The organism is Pseudonocardia asaccharolytica DSM 44247 = NBRC 16224 (genome assembly GCF_000423625.1).
Lineage (GTDB): Bacteria > Actinomycetota > Actinomycetes > Mycobacteriales > Pseudonocardiaceae > Pseudonocardia > Pseudonocardia asaccharolytica.
The window spans coordinates 1-18913 of record NZ_AUII01000015.1; the positions used below are offsets into that span (position 1 = coordinate 1).

Here is an 18913-nt window from a genome sequence, read left to right on the forward strand (position 1 = left end):
CGACCTGCTCGTCGGTGACCGTGCGCGGAGCACCGGGCCGCGGCTCGTCGGACAGGCCGTCCAGGCGCGCCTCCACGAAGCGGCGCCGCCACTTGCCCACCGTCTGCGGCCACACCCCGAGATCGGCGGCCACGTCCTGATTGGACCCACCGTCCGCGCAGGCCAACACGATGCGCGATCGCAGCGCCAGCGCCTGCGACGACTTCGCCCGCCGCGACCAGCGCACCAGAGTCGCCCGTTCGTCGTCGATCAAGGTCACCGCGGCCACCGGCCGTCCCGTGCGTGCCACGACGCCCATACTAGACATCATCAACGAATTTCAGGCGCAAGACACTAGGGATTGTGAAAGGAGGCTCCGGCAAGAGGTCCAGAAGTACTCCGTAGAGCTGCGCCACGCACACGAAACGGAGCGGCACCGGGTCGCGCGGGAACTACATGACGAAGTCGGCCAGACACTGACGGCGCTCAACTACACATTGGAGCGCATGGCCCTTCATAGCAGCGGAACGGGCATCGAAATCGCTAAAGAAGCAAGCTCGCTCGTGGCCGATCTGACGTCGCGCGTAGGCGACCTGTGTCTGGCTCTTCGCCCGCACGTTCTGGACGATTTCGGCCTGGGCCCAGCGCTCATTTGGCTTACCCAGCGCTTCGAGCAGCAAACGGGGATCCTGGTCGAACTACTTCACGATGGACTTGCCAAGAGGCTACCTCGCGAAGTTGAGTTGGGGGTTTATCGGCTTATCCAAGAAGCACTCACGAATATTGCTCGCCATGCAGGCGCCAAGCGTTGCGCCGTCCGGTGCGCTTCATCACCGGAGAATCTCGTCGTGTCGGTTCGTGACTACGGTGTTGGATTCCAGGTGGACCGACTGAGTAGTGGGCTCCGTGGAATGGATGAGCGTGTACAAGAACTTGGCGGGAGGCTCACAATCCGATCGTCGCCTGGTCAGGGGACATGCATACGCGCCAAAATTCCGTTGCCGATCAAGGCATGGTGATAGATGATCCAGATCCTCCTTGTCGAAGATCATAGTGTGGTACGAGAGGCGCTTCGGGCCCTGCTAAGTGCGCAACTAGGTATGGAGGTCATCGCGGAGGCCGGCAAAGGCGAGGAAGCTGTCCGGCTTGCTCGCAAGGTGCGGCCGGACATCGCCGTAGTAGATCTCATGCTGCCGGGCATGACCGGCTTCGAGGTAATTCGCGAAGTGCTTAGGGTCCATCCCCGTTGTAGAGTGGTCGTGCTCTCAATGTATTCGAATGAGTCGTACGTTTTGGAGGCACTTCGATTGGGTGCATCCGGCTACGTCCTCAAGCAGGCTCCGGCGGGAGATTTCGTACGCGGACTGCGGGAAGTGGCAGACGGCAGAAGATACCTCAGCCCTCCGCTCTCGGTATCGAAGCTGGACGCTTATGCGGAGCGTGTGGGCGATGGAGACAAGGGCGGAGAACTGTCTACCGACGTACTATCCGGACGGGAGCGCGAGGTCGTCCGGCTTGTTACGCAAGGAAAAAGTAATGCGCATATCGGCGAGATACTTGGAATTAGCCACCGGACAGTCGAAGGCCATAGGGCCGCAGCAATGCGCAAATTAGGGCTTCGCAACCAAGCTGATCTCGTTAGATATGCCCTATCCAGCGGCCTTCTTCCACAGGATCCAGTTCTGCGGGAGCCTTGCTTCGGTGACTGAGCCCCACCACGGTGACGACCTGGTCCTCCGGTGGTAGGGCGTGATCATGTTTCGGGTCGTCGTGCGTAGTGGCTGCTGCCGGGCATCAGGGTGTCGCGCGGCGCAGCGTCAGGTACCCGGCACCGACCATCAGCACAGCCAGCGCGAGCGGATAGCCGGCCAGTGGCGCAACCGCAGGCTGCTCGACGAAGAACCGGCCGACCGCGGGCCACCAGCCCCGCCAGGTCACGAGCACCGCTGCGACGGCCAGCAGCACGCCGAGGCCGAGCCACATCACGTACATGCCGAACTGCCCCCACCGCTTGAACACCACGCCGGTGAACACGCCGAGGAAGCCGATGAACACGAACGGCGCCGTGTAGATCAGGATCCGCACCAGCGGGTTGTCGTGCACGAGGAACGGCAGGCCGAAGAACTCCAGCGACAGTCCCCATCCCCCGTCGCCCGCTCGGCGAGCAGCATCAGGTACAGGCCCACGCCGTAGGCCAGCGACTGGCCCAGCACCACGAGCCCGGCGGCGGCGAAGAAGTCCCGGCGGGTGACGCTCAGCCCGAGCGCGAACGGGAAGGTCTGGGTCATCGTCTGCAGGTGCGTCACCATCATGGCGATGTAGATCGAGATCAGGGCGCCGATATAAGTGTTCGGCGGTGTCTCGCCGATCGCACCGAAGATCGCGAGGTTCGCCAGGAACGCGAGGGCGAGGACCAGCACCGGCACCCCGAGCACGGAGGGTGCGTTGACGAGCTGGATCCGGGCGACGCGCAGCACGCGGTTCATCACAAGTCCTCCGTCCGGTCGGATGCGAACTGCTGGGTGGTCCGGACGACGAGCTGCTGCAACGACACCGGCTCGAACTCCAGGCCATCGCCGTTCATCGTGGGCCGCGCGTCCTGCAGTGTGACCCGCAGGAACCCGCCCAGCCGCTCGCGGTGCAGCTCGGTGTGCCTACCGGCGAACGCCTCGACGGCGGACGCAGGCCCGGTCACCGTGACCGCGCGGCCGCGCAGCGTCTTGGCGTTCTCGTCGATGAGGATCCTGCCCCTGTCGATCAGGATGACGTGCTCGATCAGCTCGCTGACCTCGTCGATCAGGTGTGTGGAGAGCACGACCGTGCGGGGGTGCTCGGCGTAGTCGGCCAGCAGCCGGTCGTAGAACAGTTGGCAGGCAACGGCGTCCAGGCCGAGATAGGGCTCGTCGAAGAAGGTCAGCGGGCCCGCGAGGCCAACCTGATGATCACACCCACCGCGGAGAGCTGCCCCGGGACAGCTTCTTGATCGTCCGGTTCGGCGGCAGGCCGAACTCCGCCGTCAGCGAGGCGGCGAACTCGGCGTCCCAGTTCGGGAACAGCAGCTCCGCCGCGGCGAGCGCGTGCCGGACCTTGAAGATGTCCGGATACCGCTGCGACTCCTTGACGAAGCAGATCCGGCGCAGCACGTCGGCGTTCTCGCGGGGATGCGCCCCGAACACCTCGACCCCTCCGGCGGTCTCGAAGCCCTGACCGGACAGGATCTGCATGATCGTGGTCTTGCCGGCGCCGTTGCGGCCCAGCAGCCCGTGGATCTGGTTCTCCCTTAGGTCCAGGCTCACCTCGTCCAGCGCCGCGACGTCGCCGTAGCGCTTCGTCACGTTACGCATGCTGGCCACGGCGGTCGTCACCGATCGTCTCCCCACAGTTCGATCATCTTCTTGAGCTCCTCGACGTCCATTCCGAGCTTGCGTGCCTCAGCCAGCAGCGGAGCGATGTACTGACGGCCGAACTCCTCCCGGCGCCGTTCCAGCAGCCGGGTGCGTGCCCCTGTGGCCACGAACATTCCGATCCCCCGTCGCTTGTAGAGAATTCCGTCGGCAACCAGCTGGTTCACGCCCTTGGCAGCGGTGGCCGGGTTGATCCGATGGAAGGCGGCCAATTCGTTGGTCGAGGGCGCCTGTGCCTCCTCTGCGAGCGAACCATCGATGATCGCGCCCTCGATCCGCTCCGCGATCTGGACGAACAGCGGGCGGCCGTCGTCCATCACGGCGCCCGCCGCGACCGACTTCGGTTCATCGGTTCATTACTCATATAGCCAACCATGGAGGCAAAGTGGTCTCGGTGTCAAGCCGGGCCGGGGATCAGTCCGGCCGGCGCGGTGCCCCGCCCGCCGACCGCCATCCGCGCGGGGTCAGGCCGTGCATTCTCCGGAAGGAGCGCGCGAAATAGCCCGGGTCGGTGAACCCGACCATCCGACCGACCTCGCTGACGCCCAGGTCGCTCTCCGCCAGCAGGCGGCGCGCCTCGGTCATGCGCCGCTCGGCGATCCAGTCCTGCACCGTGCGCCCGGTCATGCGCCGCACCGTGGTCGTCAGGTATCCCGGTGACAGGTTCACCGCCCTGGCCACATCGCTCAGCGACAGCCGCCCCCGGTAGCGCCGCTCGATCACCGTGAACACCTCGGCGAGCAACGATTCGTCATTGAGCCGAAGGTCGCCGACGACGTCGGTCGCCAGCCTCGAGACACCGACCAGCAGCAGGACGAGATGGGCGAGGACGGCCTGCCGGTAACCGTCCCGGCGGTCGGCGAGTTCCGCCTCGATCGCCCTCACTCGTGCGAGCCAGCCCGCCCGGTCGGCCTCGGGCACCTTCAGCCGCAGCGCCCCGGTCGCCGCGCCGCCCACGAAGGGGAACAGCAGCGGATGAGCCCGCCAGGACAGGAACGCTCCCGGCCGATCCGGCCCCAACGCGTCCTGGGTGAAGAAGACGGCGATACCCCCGGCGTGCTCCAGCCCGGCGGTTTCGCCCATGCCCATCACGTCCCCGGGAGCGATCACGTAGAGATCACCCGCCTCGACCAGCCACTCCCGGTTCCCCGAGCGCAGCGAGCCGCCGCCGCGTTCGAAATACGCCAGTCCGGGAAAGTCGTGGGTGTGCTCGCCGGGCTGCTTTCGGTGGAAGGCGGCAGGATCCAACCGCAGAACCGACACCGGCGGCAGCACCGGATCGGGGACGTAGGTGTAGACCGGCACGCGGGCGCTCCGCCGATCCCGTCTCGCCGTACCGGCCACGTCGCACCTCCTCGGCCGCGCCGGTCATGCCGCGGTGGCCTGGCAAGGATCCTCCTACTCAGCGCAAACTTCGGCGCGGTCGCGCCGGGCCCGCGGCGTTCAGGATGGGTGGACAGACCGCGTCATCATCCTCGAACCCGGAGGCACCGCCATGAGCAGCAAGACCATTCCCGCCCGCGAGCCGAGCCATCGTCACGGCCACGACTACCTCCCCGGTTTTGGGCACGATCGCCTCCTCCCGCTCTACGACCTGGTTCAGCGGTTGTTCGGCGCGCCCGAACAGCACCGAACCCTCGTCGACCTGGCGGGCCTGGACCGCAGCAGGCGGACGCTGGAGATCGGCTGCGGAACGGGGAATCTGGCGATCCTCGCCAAACAGCTCCACCCGACGACCGAGATGGTGGGGGTCGACCCGGACGAGCTCGCGCTGGCCCGCGCGAGGCGCAAAGTCGAGCGTGGGCCACAGGTCAGCTTCGACCACGGCTACGGCCAGGATCTTCCCTACCCGGACGCCACATTCGACCGGGTGCTCTCGGCGTTCATGTTCCACCACCTCGATGCGGACGCCAAACGGGCGACCCTGCGTGAGGTGCTGCGCGTGCTCACCCCCGGTGGGGCGCTCTATCTCGTCGACTTCGGTGGACGGGTGCGCGCCGCCGACGGCCTGATGGCCCGGCTGCAGCTTCGCTCGCAGCGAGTTCGCGACAACCTCGACGAGGCCATTCCCAACCTGATGCGCGAGGCCGGCTTCACCCGGCCCGCCGCGCTCACCTCCCGGGTCGGCCGATTCGGCCGGGTCACGTTCTACGAGGCCGTCCGGGAACCCGCCGCTGCCAGACCATCTCGGTGACGTGGCTGCGGTCCGTGACGCTGCTCACCTTCGCGCTCGACTTCAGCCGTTGGCTGTGCATCTCGCCGGGCCGCATGAGGCGCCGTCGACCCATGTGTCGATCCGGCCGAACTTCTCGACGGCGGCGCTCGCGAGCCGCTCGACCTGATGGTACTTCGCGACGACGGTGGCCACCTGAGCACCTCGTCGTTCCGCGCGGCCGCGACCACCGACGAGCCGCATCGCGCGAACCCCCGCACCGCGGCCCGTCCGATCCGCTGGACGCACCGGTGACCACGACGGCCTGCTCGACGATGGGATGTGGCATCGGGAACCCCGTCGGGTCACCGAATGAGCCTCGCCGGGGCATGCCCGCGCGGGGCCGGCTGCCACCCGTTCCCGACTCGGTCGCGGAAATACCCCGACTCGCGGGGAGGGGCCCGGCCAGTAACTCGGCTGCATGGCGGCCGGCGCGACAGGATGGGCCCATGGCCGTGAACCCGACCGGTGCCGACATGAAGGCGTTCCTCGCCGCCGGCCCCGACCAACCCATCGTCATGCTCAACCTGCTGCGGTTCGCCGAGGGCGGCGCCGAGCGGTACGAGGAGTACATCGCGCACTTCCGGGTGTTCGCGGAGAAGGTCGGGGCCACCGTGTTGTACTACGGCCACGGCGCCGAGCCGGTGGTCGCCGAGCCGGGCCAGGCCTGGGACGCTGTTCTCCTGGTGTCCTACCCGAGCCGGCAGGCCTTCTCCGACATGGTGCGCGACCCGGGCTACCAGGCGGGCACCCAGCTGCGCACGGAGGCGCTGACCGAGGCGGTGCTGCAACCGACCATCCCCCGCCCGGCCTGACCGCATCAGGCCGCGGCGGACGTCCGCTGTGCGCGCTCGCGCAGCGACGCGGGCACCGCGAAGCGCTCGCCATACTTCGCGGCGAACTCGTCGGCGCGGGCCACGAAGCCGGCCACACCGCCCGGGTAGCCCTCGATGTACTGCAGCACGCCCCCGGTCCAGGCCGGGAAGCCGATGCCGAAGATCGAGCCGATGTTGGCGTCGGGCACCGAGGTGAGCACCCCCTCGTCGAGGCACTTCTGGGACTCGATGGCCTCGACGAACAGCATCCGCTCGGCCAGCTCGTGCAGGTCGACGTCGTGATTGGTGGCACCGAACTCCGAGCGCAGCCCGGGCCACAACCGCACCCGCTTGCCGTCGGCGTACTCGTAGAACCCGGCGCCCGAGCTCTTGCCCTTGCGGTCGAACTCCTCGACGAGCCGATCGATCACGGCCTCGGCCGGATGCGGGCTCCACATCCCGCCCGCGGCCTCGACCGCCACCCTCGACTCCTGGCGGATCTTGCGCGGCAGCGTGAGGGTCAGCTCGTCCATCAGCTGCAGCACCGGGGCCGGGTAGCCGGCCTGCGAGGAGGCCTGCTCGATCGTCTGCGGGTCGATGCCCTCCGCGATCATCGCGACGCCCTCGTTGAGGAAGGTGCCGATGACCCGGCTGGTGAAGAAGCCGCGGCTGTCATTGACCACGATCGGCGTCTTGCGCATCCCCTGCGTCACGTCGAACGCCTTGGCCACCGCGGCGTCCGAGGTCTGCTCACCACGGATGATCTCCACCAGCGGCATCTTGTCGACCGGGGAGAAGAAGTGCAGGCCGATGAAGTCGCCCGGCCGGTCGACGCCCCGGGCCAGCTCGGTGATCGGCAACGTGGACGTGTTGGAGCACAGCAGGGCGTCCGGCTTGACGACCTTCGCCGCCTCCTGGAAGACCTGGTGCTTCAGCTCGACCGACTCGAACACGGCCTCGATGACCATGTCGCACCCGGCGAGGTCGGCGTAGTCGGCCGTGGGGTGGATGCGGGCCAGCAGCGCGTCGCCCTTCTCCTGCGTGGTCTTCCCGCGCTTGACCCCCTTGGCGACCAGACCCTCGGAGTACGCCTTACCCTTCTGCGCGGCCTCCATGGAGACGTCCTTGAGCACGACCTCCCAGCCCGACAGCGCGCAGACGTAGGCGATACCCGCCCCCATCATCCCGGCGCCGAGCACCGCGACCCTGGTGAGCGAGTAGCGGTCGAACCCGTCCGGGCGCGATCCCCCACCGTTGATGTGCTGCAGGTCGAAGAAGAACGCCTTGGTCATGTTCTTCGCGACCTGGCCGGTGACCAGCTCGATGAAGTACCGCGCCTCGATCCGCAGCGCGGTGTCGACGTCGACCTGGGTGCCCTCGACGGCGGCGGCCAGGATGTTGCGCGGGGCCGGCATCGGAGCGCCCTTGAGCTGCTTGCGCAGGTTCGCCGGGAACGCCGGCAGGATCGCCGCCAGCTTCGGGTTCGACGGGATACCGCCGGGAATCTTGTAACCCGGCTTGTCCCACGGCTGCGCGGCGTCAGGGTTCGCGGCGATCCACGCCCGCGCCTTGTCCATCATCTCCTCGGGCGTCGCGGCCAACTCGTCGACGATGCCGATCTCCAGCGCGGCGGCGGGCTGGTGCCGCTGGCCCTGCGCGAGCACCTTCATGAAGCCGTCGACGATGCCGAGCATCCGGGTGATCCGGGTGACGCCGCCCCCGCCGGGCAGCAGCCCGAGCGTGACCTCCGGCAGCCCGTAGACCACGCCCTTGGCGTCGAGTCCGATGCGGTGGTGGCAGGCCAGGCCGATCTCCAGCCCACCGCCGAGCGCGGTGCCGTTCATGGCGGCGACCACCGGCCTGCCGAGGGTCTCCAGCTTGCGCAGCTGGGCCTTCACCCCGGTGACGTTCTCCAGGATCGCCGGGGCGTCCGCGGGCGTGGCCTTGATCAGGGTGTCCAGGTCGCCGCCGGCGAAGAAGGTCTTCTTCGCGGACGTGATGATCACCCCGGTGACCTCGTCCTTGGCCGCCACCAGCTCGTCGACGACCTGGCCCATCGCCGCCTTGTAGCGATCGTTCATCGTGTTGGCGCTGCGGCCCGGGTCGTCGAGGGTGACGATCGCGATCCCGTCCGCGCCGCGCTCCCAGCGGACGGCCTGCTGCTCACTCACTGGTTTCCAGTCCAATCTCTGGTGCCGCTCGCGCGGGGATGGTCAGACGCGCTCGATGATCGTGGCGATGCCCATGCCGCCGCCGACGCACAGCGTCGCGAGGCCGTAGCGCAGATCGCGGCGCTCGAGCTCGTCGAGCAGGGTGCCGAGGATCATCGCGCCGGTCGCGCCCAGTGGATGCCCCATCGCGATGGCGCCGCCGTTGACGTTGGTCTTGTCATGCGAGATACCCATGTCTCGCATGTACCGCAGCGCGACCGCGGCGAACGCCTCGTTGATCTCGAACAGGTCGATGTCGTCGACGGTCAGCCCGGCCTTGGCCAGCGCCTTGCGGCTGGCCGGTGCCGGACCGGTGAGCATGATCGTCGGGTCGGCGCCGGACAGCGCGGTGGCCACGATGCGGGCCCGCGGGGTGAGCCCGGCGACCGTGCCCGCCGCCTCGGTGCCGATCAGGCACAGCGCCGCGCCGTCGACGATGCCCGACGAGTTGCCGGCGTGGTGCACGTGGTCGATCTTCTCGACCCAGTGGTAGCGCTGCAGCGCAACGGCATCGAAGCCGCCGGCCTCACCCATCATCGCGAACGACGGGGTCAGCCCGGCCAGCGACTCCAGGCTGGCGTTGGCGCGGATGTGCTCGTCGCGGTCGAGGATCGTCAGACCGTTGCGGTCGCGGACCGGGACGACGGAACGGGCGAAGTAGCCGTTGGCCCAGGCCTTGGCCGCGCGGGTCTGGGACTCGACGGCGAAGGTGTCGACGTCGGTGCGGCTGAAGCTCTCGATCGTCGCGATCAGGTCGGCGCCGATGCCCTGCGGGACAAAACCGGTCTCGTAGCTGGTCTCCGGGTCCATCGCCCAGGCCCCGCCGTCGGAGCCCATCGGTACCCGCGACATCGACTCGACGCCGCCGGCGAGGACCAGGTCCTCCATGCCGGACCGGATCTTCTGCGCCGCGACGTTCACCGCCTCGAGCCCCGAGGCGCAGAACCGGTTGAGCTGCACGCCGGCGACCGTGTGGGGCAGGCCCGCCGCGATCGCGGCCGTCTTGGCGATGTCGCCACCCTGGTCGCCGATGGGCGAGACCACCCCGAGCACGACGTCGTCGATGACGGCCGGGTCGAGCTCAGGGAAACGGGTGCGGATCTCGTTGATCAACCCGATGACCAGCGATACCGGCTTGACCTCGTATAGCGAGCCGGAAGCCTTGCCCCGGCCGCGCGGTGTGCGGATTGCGTCGTAGATGTACGCCTCGGGGATCTCGCTCATGTGAACCTCTCGTCTGCTGGTGCCAACGATGTGGACACTCCCCTCCGTTGTTACAGCAGTACTGTCACATAGGTCAAGGACTGCCGTAACCTGCTCACATGGCAGTGCCGACCCCGCCGACCCCGCCCGCCGAGCCCGATCCCGAGCTGCTCACCATCGACGAGCTGGCCGAACGCAGCGGTATCACGGTCCGCACGATCCGCTTCTACGCCGGGCGCGGCCTGCTCCCCCCGCCTCGGCTGCGCGGCCGCACCGGGCTGTACGGCCCCACCCACCTGGCCCGGCTGGAGCTGGTCAGCGAGCTGTCCGCGCTCGGGTTCACACTCGCCGCGATCGAGCGCTATCTGCAACGGATACCCCTGTCCGCGGGGGCCGACGAGCTCGCGCTGCACCGGGCGCTGCTGAGCCCGTGGGTGCCCGAGCAGATCGAGGAGATCGACCGCGCCGAGCTCGACCGCCGGACCGGCCGCACCCTGGATGACGATGCCCTCGACGCGCTGGAGGCGCTCGGAGTGCTGGAGCGGCTGGAGTCCGGCCGGATGATGCGGCTGCACGGCCCGTTCGGCCCCGGGCTGGAGATGCTCGACTCCGGTCTGCCCACCCCTCTGCTGCGCGACTCGCACGAACTCATCGAGAAGCACACCACGGCGCTCGCGGAGGACCTGATGGCGCTGTTCCAGCGGCAGGTCCTCCAGCCCTACCGCGATGCCGGGCATCCGGCCGAGGAACGCGACCGGCTCACCGCCATGCTCAGCAAGCTCAAGCCGATCACGGTGCAGGGCGTCGTCACGGCGTTCGGCCGCGCGGTGAACCGAGCCATCCGCGAGCGGATCGGTTGACGCGCTCGCACCGCTGCCGGGGCGCATACGCTCGCGGAGTGGCTGATGTCTTCCTGCACCCGGTCAACGTGCGTTATCTCGAGGTCGATGCGCAGGGCGTCGTCTTCAACTCCTGGTATCTCGCCTATTTCGACGACGCGATGACCGCGTTCCTGCTCGACCGCGGGCTGCGCTACCGGGACATGATCGAGGCAGGCTACGACGTGCAGCTCGTGCGCTCGGAGATCGATTGGAAGGCCGGAATCGGCTGGGGCGACGAGATCGTCGTCGCGGTGTCGACGGCGAAGGTCGGGCGGACCAGCTTCGCGCTCGACTTCGAGGTGCGCCGGTCCGGGGAGGTCACCTGCACCGGGCGGACGGTCTACGTGGTGGTCGCCACCGACGGCTCGGGCAAGCGCGAGATCCCACCCCTGATCGCCGATGCGCTGGGCGAGCCCTCGCCGCTACTGGCGCCCTAGCCGTATCGGGCATCGGGCGAGCCCGGCCGGGCCCGCCCGACAACCTTGATCGCGGTTTGGGAGCCGGGAACCGCGGCGATCGCGGCCGACGCTGCCCAAATGACGATCATGGTGACCCGGGAGGCCGCCGGACCGGCCATCCGGCAGCAGGCCCGCCGGTCCGGACCTCAGCGCGCGGGCAGGATCTTGCCCTGGACCTCGCCCAGCGACAGCCGCCCACCACCCACCGCGGGGGCCGTCGCCGTGATCACCACCTCGTCGCCGTCGAGCAGATAGCTGCGCGCCGACCCGTCGGCCAGACCCACCGGTTCGGCTCCGTTCCAGGCCAGCTCGAGGAAGCAGCCGCGCTGCTCGCGGCGCGCGCCGGAGACGGTGCCGGAGCCGAGCAGGTCACCCGCGCGCAGCGGCGCCCCGTTCGACGTCAGGTGCGCGATGAGCTGCGCCGGCGTCCAGTACAGGTCCGCGGCGGGCGGGCTGGACACCAGCTCGCCGTTCAGCCAGATCTCCAGCGTCAGGTCCAGCCCGCGGTCGGTGGGCCCCAACAGGTAGGGCAACGGCGGCGGATCGCGCGGCGGCGGGTCGATCCAGGCGGCGGCGAGCTCGTCGAGTGGCGTGACCCACGCGGAGATCGACGTCGCGAACGACTTGCCCAGCAGCGGTCCGAGCGGCCGCGACTCCCAGGCCTGGATGTCACGGGCCGACCAGTCGTTGAGCAGCACGACACCGAAGACGTGGTCGAGCGCGTCCTCCAGCGGGACGGGTTCGGCCGCGGCTCCCCGAGAACTGCCGAGGACGTATCCGATCTCGGCCTCCACATCGAGGGCGCCGCTCGGCCCCATATCCCCCGGCCCGCGCTGACCCGCAGGCCGCGCCACCGGCGTCCCGCTGACGACGACCGTGCCCGCGCGCCCGTGGTAGCCCACCGGCAGGTGCCTCCAGTTGGGGGCGAGCGGCTCGCCGCGGGGCCGGTAGATCTTCCCGGCGTTGACCGCGTGCTGCTCGCAGGCGAAGAAGTCGACGTAGTCCGCGACGGTGAACGGCAGCACCGGGACCACCCCGGTGGCCGGCAACAGATGGCCGGACAGCCGGTCCGGGTCGGCCAGCCGCTCGGCCAACCACCCGACCACCTCCCGCCAGACCGCACGTCCGGCGGCGAGCAGCCCGTCGAGATTCGGCTGCTGGAGCAGCGCCGCATGCGGCCCATGCTCGGCGACGGCCAGCGACGCGACGTCGAGCACTGTGTCACCCACCGGGGCCGCGATCCGCGACGGGCCCGGCCGCCCGCTCCCGGCGACGACCCCGAGCGCGGTGCCGAGCGGCGGCTGGGCGGGCGTGCCTGCCGGACGGGTGCCAGAACTGCCGAGCCGCATGCCTCACCGTAGCGACGCGCCCGCCCCGGGGGCACCGAAGTCCGCCCCGACGGGTTACCGCCGGGTCGCCGCCTCCAGGTAGGCGGCGGTCCAGCCGTCGGTCGCCCGCCTGCTCCACAGCTGGATCGCGGTGTCGTCATCGCCGGCATAGCGGGCGGTCCGCTCGAGCGCCTCGCGGCGCAGCTGGGTCTTCGTGGCGGCGAACGTGTCCGCGGGTGACTCCTCCGCCAGCGCGCGAGCCGTCCGCACGGCACGGGTGAGCAGCTCGTCCCCGTCGACGAGCTGGTCGACCAGCCCGATGGCCTTGACCTCGGCGGGCGGGTACGTCTGGGCGCCGAGCATCAACCGGCGGGCCGCGACCTCGCCCACGGCGTAGCGCAGGACCTCCAGCGCGATCCGCGGGAACGACACGCCGACCTTGATCTCCGGGACCCCCATCCGGCCCTTGCCGTCGGTCATCAGCGTGACGTCGGCGGTCGCGGCGAGCACGCAGCCGCCGGCGATCGCATGTCCGTTGACGGCCGCGACCACGGGTTTGGTCAGCTCGAACGCGGCCTGGAAGGAGCCGGCGAGGGCGGGCATGAACCGTTTCACGTAGTCGGCCCCGCCGTCGAGAAAGCGACGAAGATCGACCCCCGCGGAGAACGACGACCCACTGCCGGTGATGACGACGGCGCGCGCCGAATCGGTGACCAGCGCGTGGAAATGCGCGATCAGGCTCTGGCAGAGCTCCAGGTCCATGGCGTTCACCGGCCCGTGGGTCAGCCGCAGCACCGCGATGTCTCCGTCGTCCGAACGCTCGATCATGGCCAGGAACCTAGCCGCGATGGCGGACGAAGTCACCGAGGCCGAGCGGGTCACACGCCGTACGGGGTCGGCAGCCGGTGGGCGAGGCGGTGATCGCGCATGGCGATGGCCTGGTGGGTGCGCAGCCGCAGATCGGCGCGCGGCGTGGCGCGGCAGATCAGCGCGAAGCCCGCCTGCTGATCGGCCGGGAAGTAGCGCTGGGCATCGGTGTGGTCGAGCTCACCGTCCAGGACGCGCACCGCGCAGGTCAGATCCCAGCCCACCTCGCAGCGGCTCGGCAGGTCGAGTCCGGCCCGGCGGGCCGCCGCGAGGACGTACTCGTCGCGATCCGTAGTGACGGTGTGCTCGCTTCCGTCGGGAAACTCGAACGTGATGTGGAACGTGTCGGTTCCGTCCCCGGCCACGAGGTGCTCGTCAGTTGCCGGCACCGCCGTGGTGGAAGGCGCGGTTGCGCGAGTAGGGGGCCTCCCCCGGTGCGCCGCGGCGGAAGTGGCCGGACGGCTGGACCTGTCCGTCGCGTTCCATGGCGAGCAGCTCGATGAACCAGGCCTCGTGCTCGATCTCCTCGTTCAGGATCCGCGCGGCCAGATCGTAGGTGCGTGGGTCCTTACCGGCGCAGATGTCGCAGATCTCCTGCCAGGAGCGGATCGCGCACCGCTCGGACTCCAGCAGCACGGTGAGGATGTCGGCCGCCGAGGGTGGCTGCTCGGGCGGGTGCGAGCCGTTGTCGGTGCCCGGCAGGTAGGCATGGGGGCAGCCGGCCCGGTCGGCGAACTCGTGCAGGCTGTAGGGCAATGATCCGCCCAGCTCGTAAATGCGCGGCAGGATCAGCTCATAGTGCTGGCGATCCTCCAGCCGGGCGTCCTCGCAGATCTCCTTGTAGTCCTCGTGCCCGGCCAGATACATCCGAAGAATGGAGTAGTAATAGTACGTCGAGGCGAACTCCGCCGCGGCATTGTCGATCAGCTTTTGGATCAGCTGTTCGACGTCGATCCCGCGTTGCCGGAGCATCTCGATCCCGACCCGGCGGGTGACATCGCCGGGGGCAACCGTCCCGGTGGCGTGCGGTTTCTCCGTCATGTCAACCCTCCTGCGTAGACGTCGGTGCACACAGAGTCATCCCGGTCCGGTGGCGTCCGCCCGAACGCGGCGCCGGGGCATCGACTCTGGCTCCGTCGCGCGGGCGGCTACCGCCCGGTGGGCCTGCAATATAGGCTGGTGCGACCGGGTCGGCTATGCAAGAGGCTCATTCCATTGAATCGCCACAGAATGCAGATCCAGGACCGCAGACATGCCGACTGGTTGCGTGCCGCGGGCCTTCGGGTCACCGCGCCCCGGATGGCGGTGCTCGCGGTGCTCGAGCACGACGGCCACCCTACGGTCGAGGACATCGCGCACGCGGTGCGCAGGCGGCTGGGCGCGGTCTCCACCCAGGCGATCTATGACGTCCTGCACGCCCTGCAGCGCCACGGGCTGATCCGGCATGTCGAACCGGCCGGGCATCCCTCCCGGTACGAGACCCGCGTCGACGACAACCATCACCACTTCATCTGCCGTGAATGCGGCGCGGTGGCCGATGTCGACTGCGCCGTCGGCGAGGCTCCCTGCCTCCTTCCCGCCGACGATCCCGGCTACCTCATCGACGAAGCCGAGGTCACGTACTGGGGTCGCTGCGCGAACTGCCGGCGCGCCTGACTCCCGGGGTCAGGCGAGGGGATTGGCGGTCGGCAGGATCGGGCGAGGCAGGAGATCCCGGCCGGTCAGGTAGGCGTCGACGCCGGCCGCGGCGGCCCGGCCCTCCGCGATCGCCCAGACGATCAGTGACTGCCCGCGGCCCATGTCGCCCGCGACGAAGACGCCCTCGACGTTGGTCATGAAGTGCTCGTCGCGCCCGACGTTGCCGCGTTCGTCGAGGTCCACACCGACATCGGCGAGAAGCCTGCCGCGCTCGGGACCGAGAAACCCCAGGGCCAGCAGCGCGAGCTGCGCCGGGATCTCCTCGACGGCGCCGATTCTGGGGTGGAACCGCTTGTTCTCGTCGCGATATCCCTCCGTGATCGTGATGGCCCGCAGCCCGCCCTGCGCGTCGCCGTGGAACTCCAGGGTGTCCACGGCGAACAGCCGCGCGCCGCCCTCCTCATGAGCCGGGGACGTCCGGTAGATCGCCGGATGGGTCGGCCACGGCATCTCCTCGGTGCGCCGGGCAGGTGGTCGTGGCCGGATGTCCAGGTGCGCCACCGACCGCATGCGCTGCCGGTGGGCGGTGCCCAGGCAGTCCGTGCCGGTGTCGCCGCCGCCGATGATGACGACGTCGCGGCCCTCGGCGGTGATCGGGGAGACCGCAACATCGCCTTCCTGGACGCGGTTTGCCCATGTCAGATACTCCATCGCGAGATGGACGCCGGAGAGTCCGCGACCGGGGACGCGAAGCTCGCGGGGCGCGGTGGCGCCCCCGGCCAGTACGACCGCGTCAGACCCGGACCGGAGTTCGTCGACGGTGAGGTCGATGCCGACCTCCACGCCCGGCCGGAAGACGGTCCCCTCGGCTCGCATCTGCTCGATGCGCCGCTCGAGCCGGAACTTCTCCATCTTGAACTCGGGGATGCCGTAGCGCAGTAATCCCCCGATCCGGTCGGCCCGCTCGAAGACGACGACGTCGTGCCCGGCCCGGGTGAGCTGCTGTCCGGCGGCGAGCCCGGCCGGGCCGGAGCCGATCACGGCGACCGTCCGCCCGGTCCGTCGCTGCGGTGGCAGCGGGGTCACCCAGCCGCGGCTCCAGGCATGGTCGATGAGCTGTAGTTCGACCTGCTTGATGGTGACCGGATCGCTGTTGATCGCCAGCACGCACGCGTCCTCGCACGGAGCCGGGCACAGCACCCCGGTGAACTCCGGGAAGTTGTTCGTGGCGTGCAGCCGTTCGATCGCGGCGTACCAGTCATCGCGGGAGACCAGGTCGTTCCATTCGGGGATGAGGTTGCCCAATGGGCAACCCTCGTGGCAGAAGGGAATGCCACAGTCCATGCACCGGCCGGCCTGCTGCCGCAACCGGGCGTCGGGCAACGGCCTGTGGACCTCACGCCAGTCCCGCAATCGCAGGTCGATCGGCCTGCGCTGCGGAGCCTCGCGCGCGGTGTGCAGGAATCCCCTGACATCGCGCATGGCCGGCCTCCCCGATTTGGCCACGCCCCCGAGTACGCATTTGGTCGCTTACGGTGCCGGGCCGGTGGCCTCTTGACAAGAGACGGGTCCACCCTTCGCCCGGTTGCGAAATGATCGTATTCCGCGGCCGGGGCCGGCTGCCGTACTCGATCGCGACGAGGCTCCGCCGTGATATCGGCAACAGGTCTGAGGGACCCGCGCGTCGGTCCTTCCGGCACTATGCCGGGTACGGCTCGGTTCGTAGCGTTCGACGCTCGCCATCGGAGAGGCAACTGGACATCGACGACAGATGACGGGATGTGCACCAACGTGCGGAACAAGAGCATATGGGCCGGCAGAAACATCGGGATGCTGCTCGCCTCGCTGATCGGTTTGGCATCCCTGCTGCTCGCACCTGCGGGGACGGGAGCCGATGGGGCCGCCGCGGAAGCTGATCCGGGGACGGACTCCCAGATCAGGTTCAACCAGGACGGCGGAAATTGGTCGGGATTCGTCACCTCGGGCACGGGATTCCACTCGGTATCCGCCAGCTGGCGACAACCGCCCGTCACCTGTAGTTCGGTCGGCAACAAATTTGCGATCTGGGTCGGCATCGACGGCTACGGCAGCAGCACCGTCGAACAGACCGGCGTGGCGACCGACTGTTCCTCCGGCTCCCCCAGCCACCAGGCGTGGTACGAGATGGTCCCCGCTCTCCCCGTCTACCACGACGACCCGGTCCAAGCCGGTGACTCGATGACGGCCGGCGTGGTCCGCAGCGGCAGGCACTACACGATGACGATCACCGACAACACCCGGGGCTGGACCAGAAGCGTCACCGCGGCCGCCGATGCCGCCAACACCTCTGCCGAGATCATCGTGGAACCGGCCGCTGGTTCGCTCCCCCGGTTTGGCAAGATCACTTTTACCGATGTCACGGTCGATGGGAATCAGCTGAGCGCCGGCACCGCCTTCGCGATCGACGCAACCAACAGCGGCGGCTTCGAAACTCTCACCAGCCCGCTGTCCGGAGGTCGGTTCTCGGTCAGCTACCTGCGCGAATGATGCGTCCTGCGCCCCGAGCCGCGGGCCGCTTCGGGGGCCTCATCGACAACCATTAGGATTGTTGATCATGGGATTGGGCTCACGGGTCGTCGCCTGGTTCGGACGCAGGTACCTCGCACGATCCCGGAACCACGGCTTCGCACTGTCCAGGCTCTCCTACTTGCCCAGCGCCACGCTGATGCCGTTGCGGCGAATCGGTCTCGACCCCGTCCCTGAGCTGGGACGCAAGCGCCGCGCGGAGCCGATCAGCAAGCTGAAGGTACCAATTGGACTCAATACGTGGCTGGTGACCGGCCACGAAGAGACCAAGGCAGTGCTCGGCCGTACGGAGGGATTCAGCAACGATTTCGACCATCTGGTTGGTAACACCGGAGTTACCGCGGAGCAGAATCCGGGTGGCCTGGGATTCTCCGATCCGCCGGTGCACACCCGGTTACGCCGTTTGCTCACACCGGAGTTCACCCGACGCAGGCTGGCCCGACTCGCACCGAGAATCGATGCGATCGTCGCCGATCAGCTCGACGCGATGGAGGCGGCGCGGCAACCGGTCGATCTGTGGCAGGCCTTCGCCCTGCCCATCCCGTCGCTGACGATCTGCGAGCTGCTGGGGATTCCCTACGCCGACCGGGCCGACTTCCAGCGGTTGAGCACCGCTCGGTTCGACCTCGTCGACTCCGCGGACTCCCCGCTGAGCGCGATCTCGGAGTCACTCGACTACCTGCGTACGGTCATCGAGAAGAAGCGTGGAGCTCCGGACGACGGCCTGCTCGGCATGCTGATCAAGGAACACGGTGACGAGATCGACGACGAGGAGCTCACCGGGCTCGCCGACGGCCTGCTCACCGGCGGGTTCGAAACCACCGCGAGCATGTTGGCCCTCGGTGCGCTGATGCTGCTGCAGAACCCGGAGGCCGCTGAGCTGCTCCGCCGCGACGACGACGCAACCACGCCGTTCGTCGAAGAGGCGCTGCGCTATCTGACGGTGGTCCAGGTGGCCTTCCCCCGCTTCGCCACGCAGGACATGGAGATCGCCGGGGTGCAGATCTCCCGCGGGGACGTGGTGTTGTGCTCGCTCAGCGGTGCCAATCGCGACGACGCGCTGGGCGCCGGCATGGAGAGCTTCGACCCGTCGCGGCGACCCACCTCGCATCTGGCGTTCGGCCACGGCATCCATCGCTGCGTCGGCGCGGAGCTGGCCCGGATGGAGCTGTGCACCGCCTTTCCCGCGCTGGTGCGCCGGTTTCCCGCGATGCGCCTTGCGGTCCCACCGGAGAAGCTGGCGTTCCGCAAGACCTCGATCGTCTACGGGCTGGAGGCGCTGCCGGTGCTGCTGCGATAGAACCGGGCGGCGCTATCCGATCGCCAGGGACTGTGGCACGTTCGGGGACGTGG

The 18913-nt window shown here is 68.9% G+C and carries 22 protein-coding genes and 1 pseudogene; 9 read left to right on the forward strand and 14 right to left on the reverse strand.

The window, feature by feature from the left end:
* A partial coding sequence (locus G567_RS29355) for a helix-turn-helix domain-containing protein (RefSeq protein WP_154667158.1) occupies positions 1-289 on the reverse strand: 289 nt, incomplete at its 3' end.
* Here G567_RS29355 and G567_RS37230 point away from each other — a divergent pair.
* Positions 171-998: a sensor histidine kinase gene (locus G567_RS37230; protein WP_084796191.1), complete on the forward strand. Its 828-nt coding sequence runs from the start codon at positions 171-173 to the stop codon at positions 996-998. The genes G567_RS29355 and G567_RS37230 overlap by 119 nt on opposite strands.
* A 3-nt stretch (positions 999-1001) precedes the next feature.
* The gene (locus tag G567_RS33370; protein ID WP_084796192.1) at positions 1002-1688 is read left to right on the forward strand and encodes a response regulator; all 687 of its coding nucleotides are present in this window, start codon (positions 1002-1004) and stop codon (positions 1686-1688) included.
* 85 nt (positions 1689-1773) lie between these two features.
* Here the strand turns inward: G567_RS33370 and G567_RS36895 are convergent, their stop codons facing one another.
* The 5 genes and pseudogenes from G567_RS36895 to G567_RS0116300 all read right to left on the reverse strand — a co-directional run bounded on the left by G567_RS36895 (position 1774) and on the right by G567_RS0116300 (position 4688).
* Complete coding sequence (locus G567_RS36895; protein ID WP_307724169.1) at positions 1774-2082, reverse strand: hypothetical protein; 309 nt, start codon at positions 2080-2082, stop codon at positions 1774-1776.
* Entirely contained in the window at positions 2052-2465 is a 414-nt protein-coding gene (locus G567_RS36900) for a hypothetical protein (RefSeq protein ID WP_307724168.1), read from the reverse strand. Before G567_RS36900 ends, G567_RS36895 begins: the two co-directional genes overlap by 31 nt.
* Positions 2465-3323, reverse strand: a pseudogene (locus G567_RS29365) (ATP-binding cassette domain-containing protein). The gene G567_RS36900 and the pseudogene G567_RS29365 overlap by 1 nt, the downstream one beginning before the upstream one ends.
* 17 nt (positions 3324-3340) lie before the next feature.
* On the reverse strand, positions 3341-3700 hold the full coding sequence (locus G567_RS0116295; RefSeq protein ID WP_028930815.1) for a GntR family transcriptional regulator: 360 nt from the start codon (positions 3698-3700) through the stop codon (positions 3341-3343).
* A gap of 97 nt (positions 3701-3797) precedes the next feature.
* Positions 3798-4688, reverse strand: coding sequence for an AraC family transcriptional regulator (locus G567_RS0116300; RefSeq protein ID WP_211223950.1), 891 nt, complete (start codon positions 4686-4688; stop codon positions 3798-3800).
* Between the two features lie 190 nt (positions 4689-4878).
* Here G567_RS0116300 and G567_RS0116305 point away from each other — a divergent pair, with 190 nt between their 5' ends.
* Complete coding sequence (locus tag G567_RS0116305; protein WP_037057494.1) at positions 4879-5577, forward strand: class I SAM-dependent methyltransferase; 699 nt, start codon at positions 4879-4881, stop codon at positions 5575-5577.
* Positions 5578-5619: 42 nt separating this feature from the next.
* Here the strand turns inward: G567_RS0116305 and G567_RS36685 are convergent, their stop codons facing one another.
* Positions 5620-5751 carry a hypothetical protein gene (locus tag G567_RS36685; protein ID WP_261763878.1) on the reverse strand — a complete coding sequence of 44 codons (132 nt, stop codon included), beginning with the start codon at positions 5749-5751 and terminating at the stop codon, positions 5620-5622.
* A gap of 293 nt (positions 5752-6044) precedes the next feature.
* On the opposite strand from G567_RS36685, the gene G567_RS0116315 reads away from it, so the two are divergent.
* Positions 6045-6410, forward strand: a complete 366-nt coding sequence (locus G567_RS0116315; protein WP_028930818.1) for a DUF1330 domain-containing protein — start codon at positions 6045-6047, stop codon at positions 6408-6410.
* A gap of 5 nt (positions 6411-6415) precedes the next feature.
* On the opposite strand, the gene G567_RS0116320 is transcribed toward G567_RS0116315, so the two are convergent.
* Positions 6416-8581, reverse strand: coding sequence for a 3-hydroxyacyl-CoA dehydrogenase NAD-binding domain-containing protein (locus tag G567_RS0116320; RefSeq protein ID WP_028930819.1), 2166 nt, complete (start codon positions 8579-8581; stop codon positions 6416-6418).
* 42 nt (positions 8582-8623) lie between these two features.
* Positions 8624-9844, reverse strand: coding sequence for an acetyl-CoA C-acetyltransferase (locus G567_RS0116325; protein ID WP_028930820.1), 1221 nt, complete (start codon positions 9842-9844; stop codon positions 8624-8626).
* Positions 9845-9942: 98 nt separating this feature from the next.
* Here G567_RS0116325 and G567_RS0116330 point away from each other — a divergent pair, with 98 nt between their 5' ends.
* Both G567_RS0116330 and G567_RS0116335 read left to right on the forward strand, forming a co-directional pair.
* Positions 9943-10683, forward strand: a complete 741-nt coding sequence (locus G567_RS0116330; RefSeq protein WP_051233190.1) for a MerR family transcriptional regulator — start codon at positions 9943-9945, stop codon at positions 10681-10683.
* Positions 10684-10721: 38 nt separating this feature from the next.
* Positions 10722-11141 (forward strand): acyl-CoA thioesterase, encoded by a 420-nt coding sequence (locus G567_RS0116335; protein ID WP_028930822.1) that lies wholly within the window; start codon positions 10722-10724, stop codon positions 11139-11141.
* A 167-nt stretch (positions 11142-11308) separates the two neighbouring features.
* Here G567_RS0116335 and G567_RS29370 read toward each other — a convergent pair whose 3' ends face one another.
* From G567_RS29370 to dps, 4 genes are read right to left on the reverse strand one after another with little or no spacing between them, the layout of a single operon-like run.
* Complete coding sequence (locus tag G567_RS29370) at positions 11309-12511, reverse strand: fumarylacetoacetate hydrolase family protein (RefSeq protein ID WP_051233191.1); 1203 nt, start codon at positions 12509-12511, stop codon at positions 11309-11311.
* A gap of 54 nt (positions 12512-12565) precedes the next feature.
* Positions 12566-13318 (reverse strand): enoyl-CoA hydratase/isomerase family protein, encoded by a 753-nt coding sequence (locus G567_RS29375; protein ID WP_051233192.1) that lies wholly within the window; start codon positions 13316-13318, stop codon positions 12566-12568.
* 50 nt (positions 13319-13368) lie between these two features.
* Complete coding sequence (locus G567_RS0116355) at positions 13369-13722, reverse strand: 2Fe-2S iron-sulfur cluster-binding protein (RefSeq protein WP_051233193.1); 354 nt, start codon at positions 13720-13722, stop codon at positions 13369-13371.
* 10 nt (positions 13723-13732) lie between these two features.
* Complete coding sequence (gene dps / locus G567_RS0116360; RefSeq protein WP_028930824.1) at positions 13733-14398, reverse strand: DNA protection during starvation protein; 666 nt, start codon at positions 14396-14398, stop codon at positions 13733-13735.
* A 189-nt stretch (positions 14399-14587) separates the two neighbouring features.
* On the opposite strand from dps, the gene G567_RS0116365 reads away from it, so the two are divergent.
* Entirely contained in the window at positions 14588-15013 is a 426-nt protein-coding gene (locus tag G567_RS0116365; RefSeq protein WP_028930825.1) for a Fur family transcriptional regulator, read from the forward strand.
* Positions 15014-15022: 9 nt separating this feature from the next.
* Here G567_RS0116365 and G567_RS0116370 read toward each other — a convergent pair whose 3' ends face one another.
* On the reverse strand, positions 15023-16477 hold the full coding sequence (locus G567_RS0116370) for a glutamate synthase subunit beta (RefSeq protein WP_028930826.1): 1455 nt from the start codon (positions 16475-16477) through the stop codon (positions 15023-15025).
* 309 nt (positions 16478-16786) lie between these two features.
* Here G567_RS0116370 and G567_RS0116375 point away from each other — a divergent pair, with 309 nt between their 5' ends.
* Both G567_RS0116375 and G567_RS0116380 read left to right on the forward strand, forming a co-directional pair.
* Positions 16787-17521: a G1 family glutamic endopeptidase gene (locus G567_RS0116375; RefSeq protein ID WP_161631713.1), complete on the forward strand. Its 735-nt coding sequence runs from the start codon at positions 16787-16789 to the stop codon at positions 17519-17521.
* Between the two features lie 67 nt (positions 17522-17588).
* Positions 17589-18860, forward strand: a complete 1272-nt coding sequence (locus G567_RS0116380; RefSeq protein ID WP_028930828.1) for a cytochrome P450 — start codon at positions 17589-17591, stop codon at positions 18858-18860.
* Positions 18861-18913: the final 53 nt, after the last annotated feature.

Excerpts from the sequence above, each read along its gene's own strand:
- G567_RS37230 (WP_084796191.1), top strand. The coding sequence starts at position 171 with ATGCGCGATCGCAGCGCCAGCGCCTGCGACGACTTCGCCCGCCGCGAC.
- G567_RS33370 (WP_084796192.1), top strand. The coding sequence starts at position 1,002 with ATGATCCAGATCCTCCTTGTCGAAGATCATAGTGTGGTACGAGAGGCG.
- G567_RS36900 (WP_307724168.1), bottom strand. The coding sequence starts at position 2,465 with ATGAACCGCGTGCTGCGCGTCGCCCGGATCCAGCTCGTCAACGCACCC.
- G567_RS0116295 (WP_028930815.1), bottom strand. The coding sequence starts at position 3,700 with ATGGACGACGGCCGCCCGCTGTTCGTCCAGATCGCGGAGCGGATCGAG.
- G567_RS0116305 (WP_037057494.1), top strand. The coding sequence starts at position 4,879 with ATGAGCAGCAAGACCATTCCCGCCCGCGAGCCGAGCCATCGTCACGGC.
- G567_RS0116315 (WP_028930818.1), top strand. The coding sequence starts at position 6,045 with ATGGCCGTGAACCCGACCGGTGCCGACATGAAGGCGTTCCTCGCCGCC.
- G567_RS0116325 (WP_028930820.1), bottom strand. The coding sequence starts at position 9,844 with ATGAGCGAGATCCCCGAGGCGTACATCTACGACGCAATCCGCACACCG.
- G567_RS0116330 (WP_051233190.1), top strand. The coding sequence starts at position 9,943 with ATGGCAGTGCCGACCCCGCCGACCCCGCCCGCCGAGCCCGATCCCGAG.
- G567_RS29370 (WP_051233191.1), bottom strand. The coding sequence starts at position 12,511 with ATGCGGCTCGGCAGTTCTGGCACCCGTCCGGCAGGCACGCCCGCCCAG.
- G567_RS29375 (WP_051233192.1), bottom strand. The coding sequence starts at position 13,318 with ATGATCGAGCGTTCGGACGACGGAGACATCGCGGTGCTGCGGCTGACC.
- dps (WP_028930824.1), bottom strand. The coding sequence starts at position 14,398 with ATGACGGAGAAACCGCACGCCACCGGGACGGTTGCCCCCGGCGATGTC.
- G567_RS0116365 (WP_028930825.1), top strand. The coding sequence starts at position 14,588 with ATGCAGATCCAGGACCGCAGACATGCCGACTGGTTGCGTGCCGCGGGC.
- G567_RS0116370 (WP_028930826.1), bottom strand. The coding sequence starts at position 16,477 with ATGCGCGATGTCAGGGGATTCCTGCACACCGCGCGCGAGGCTCCGCAG.
- G567_RS0116380 (WP_028930828.1), top strand. The coding sequence starts at position 17,589 with ATGGGATTGGGCTCACGGGTCGTCGCCTGGTTCGGACGCAGGTACCTC.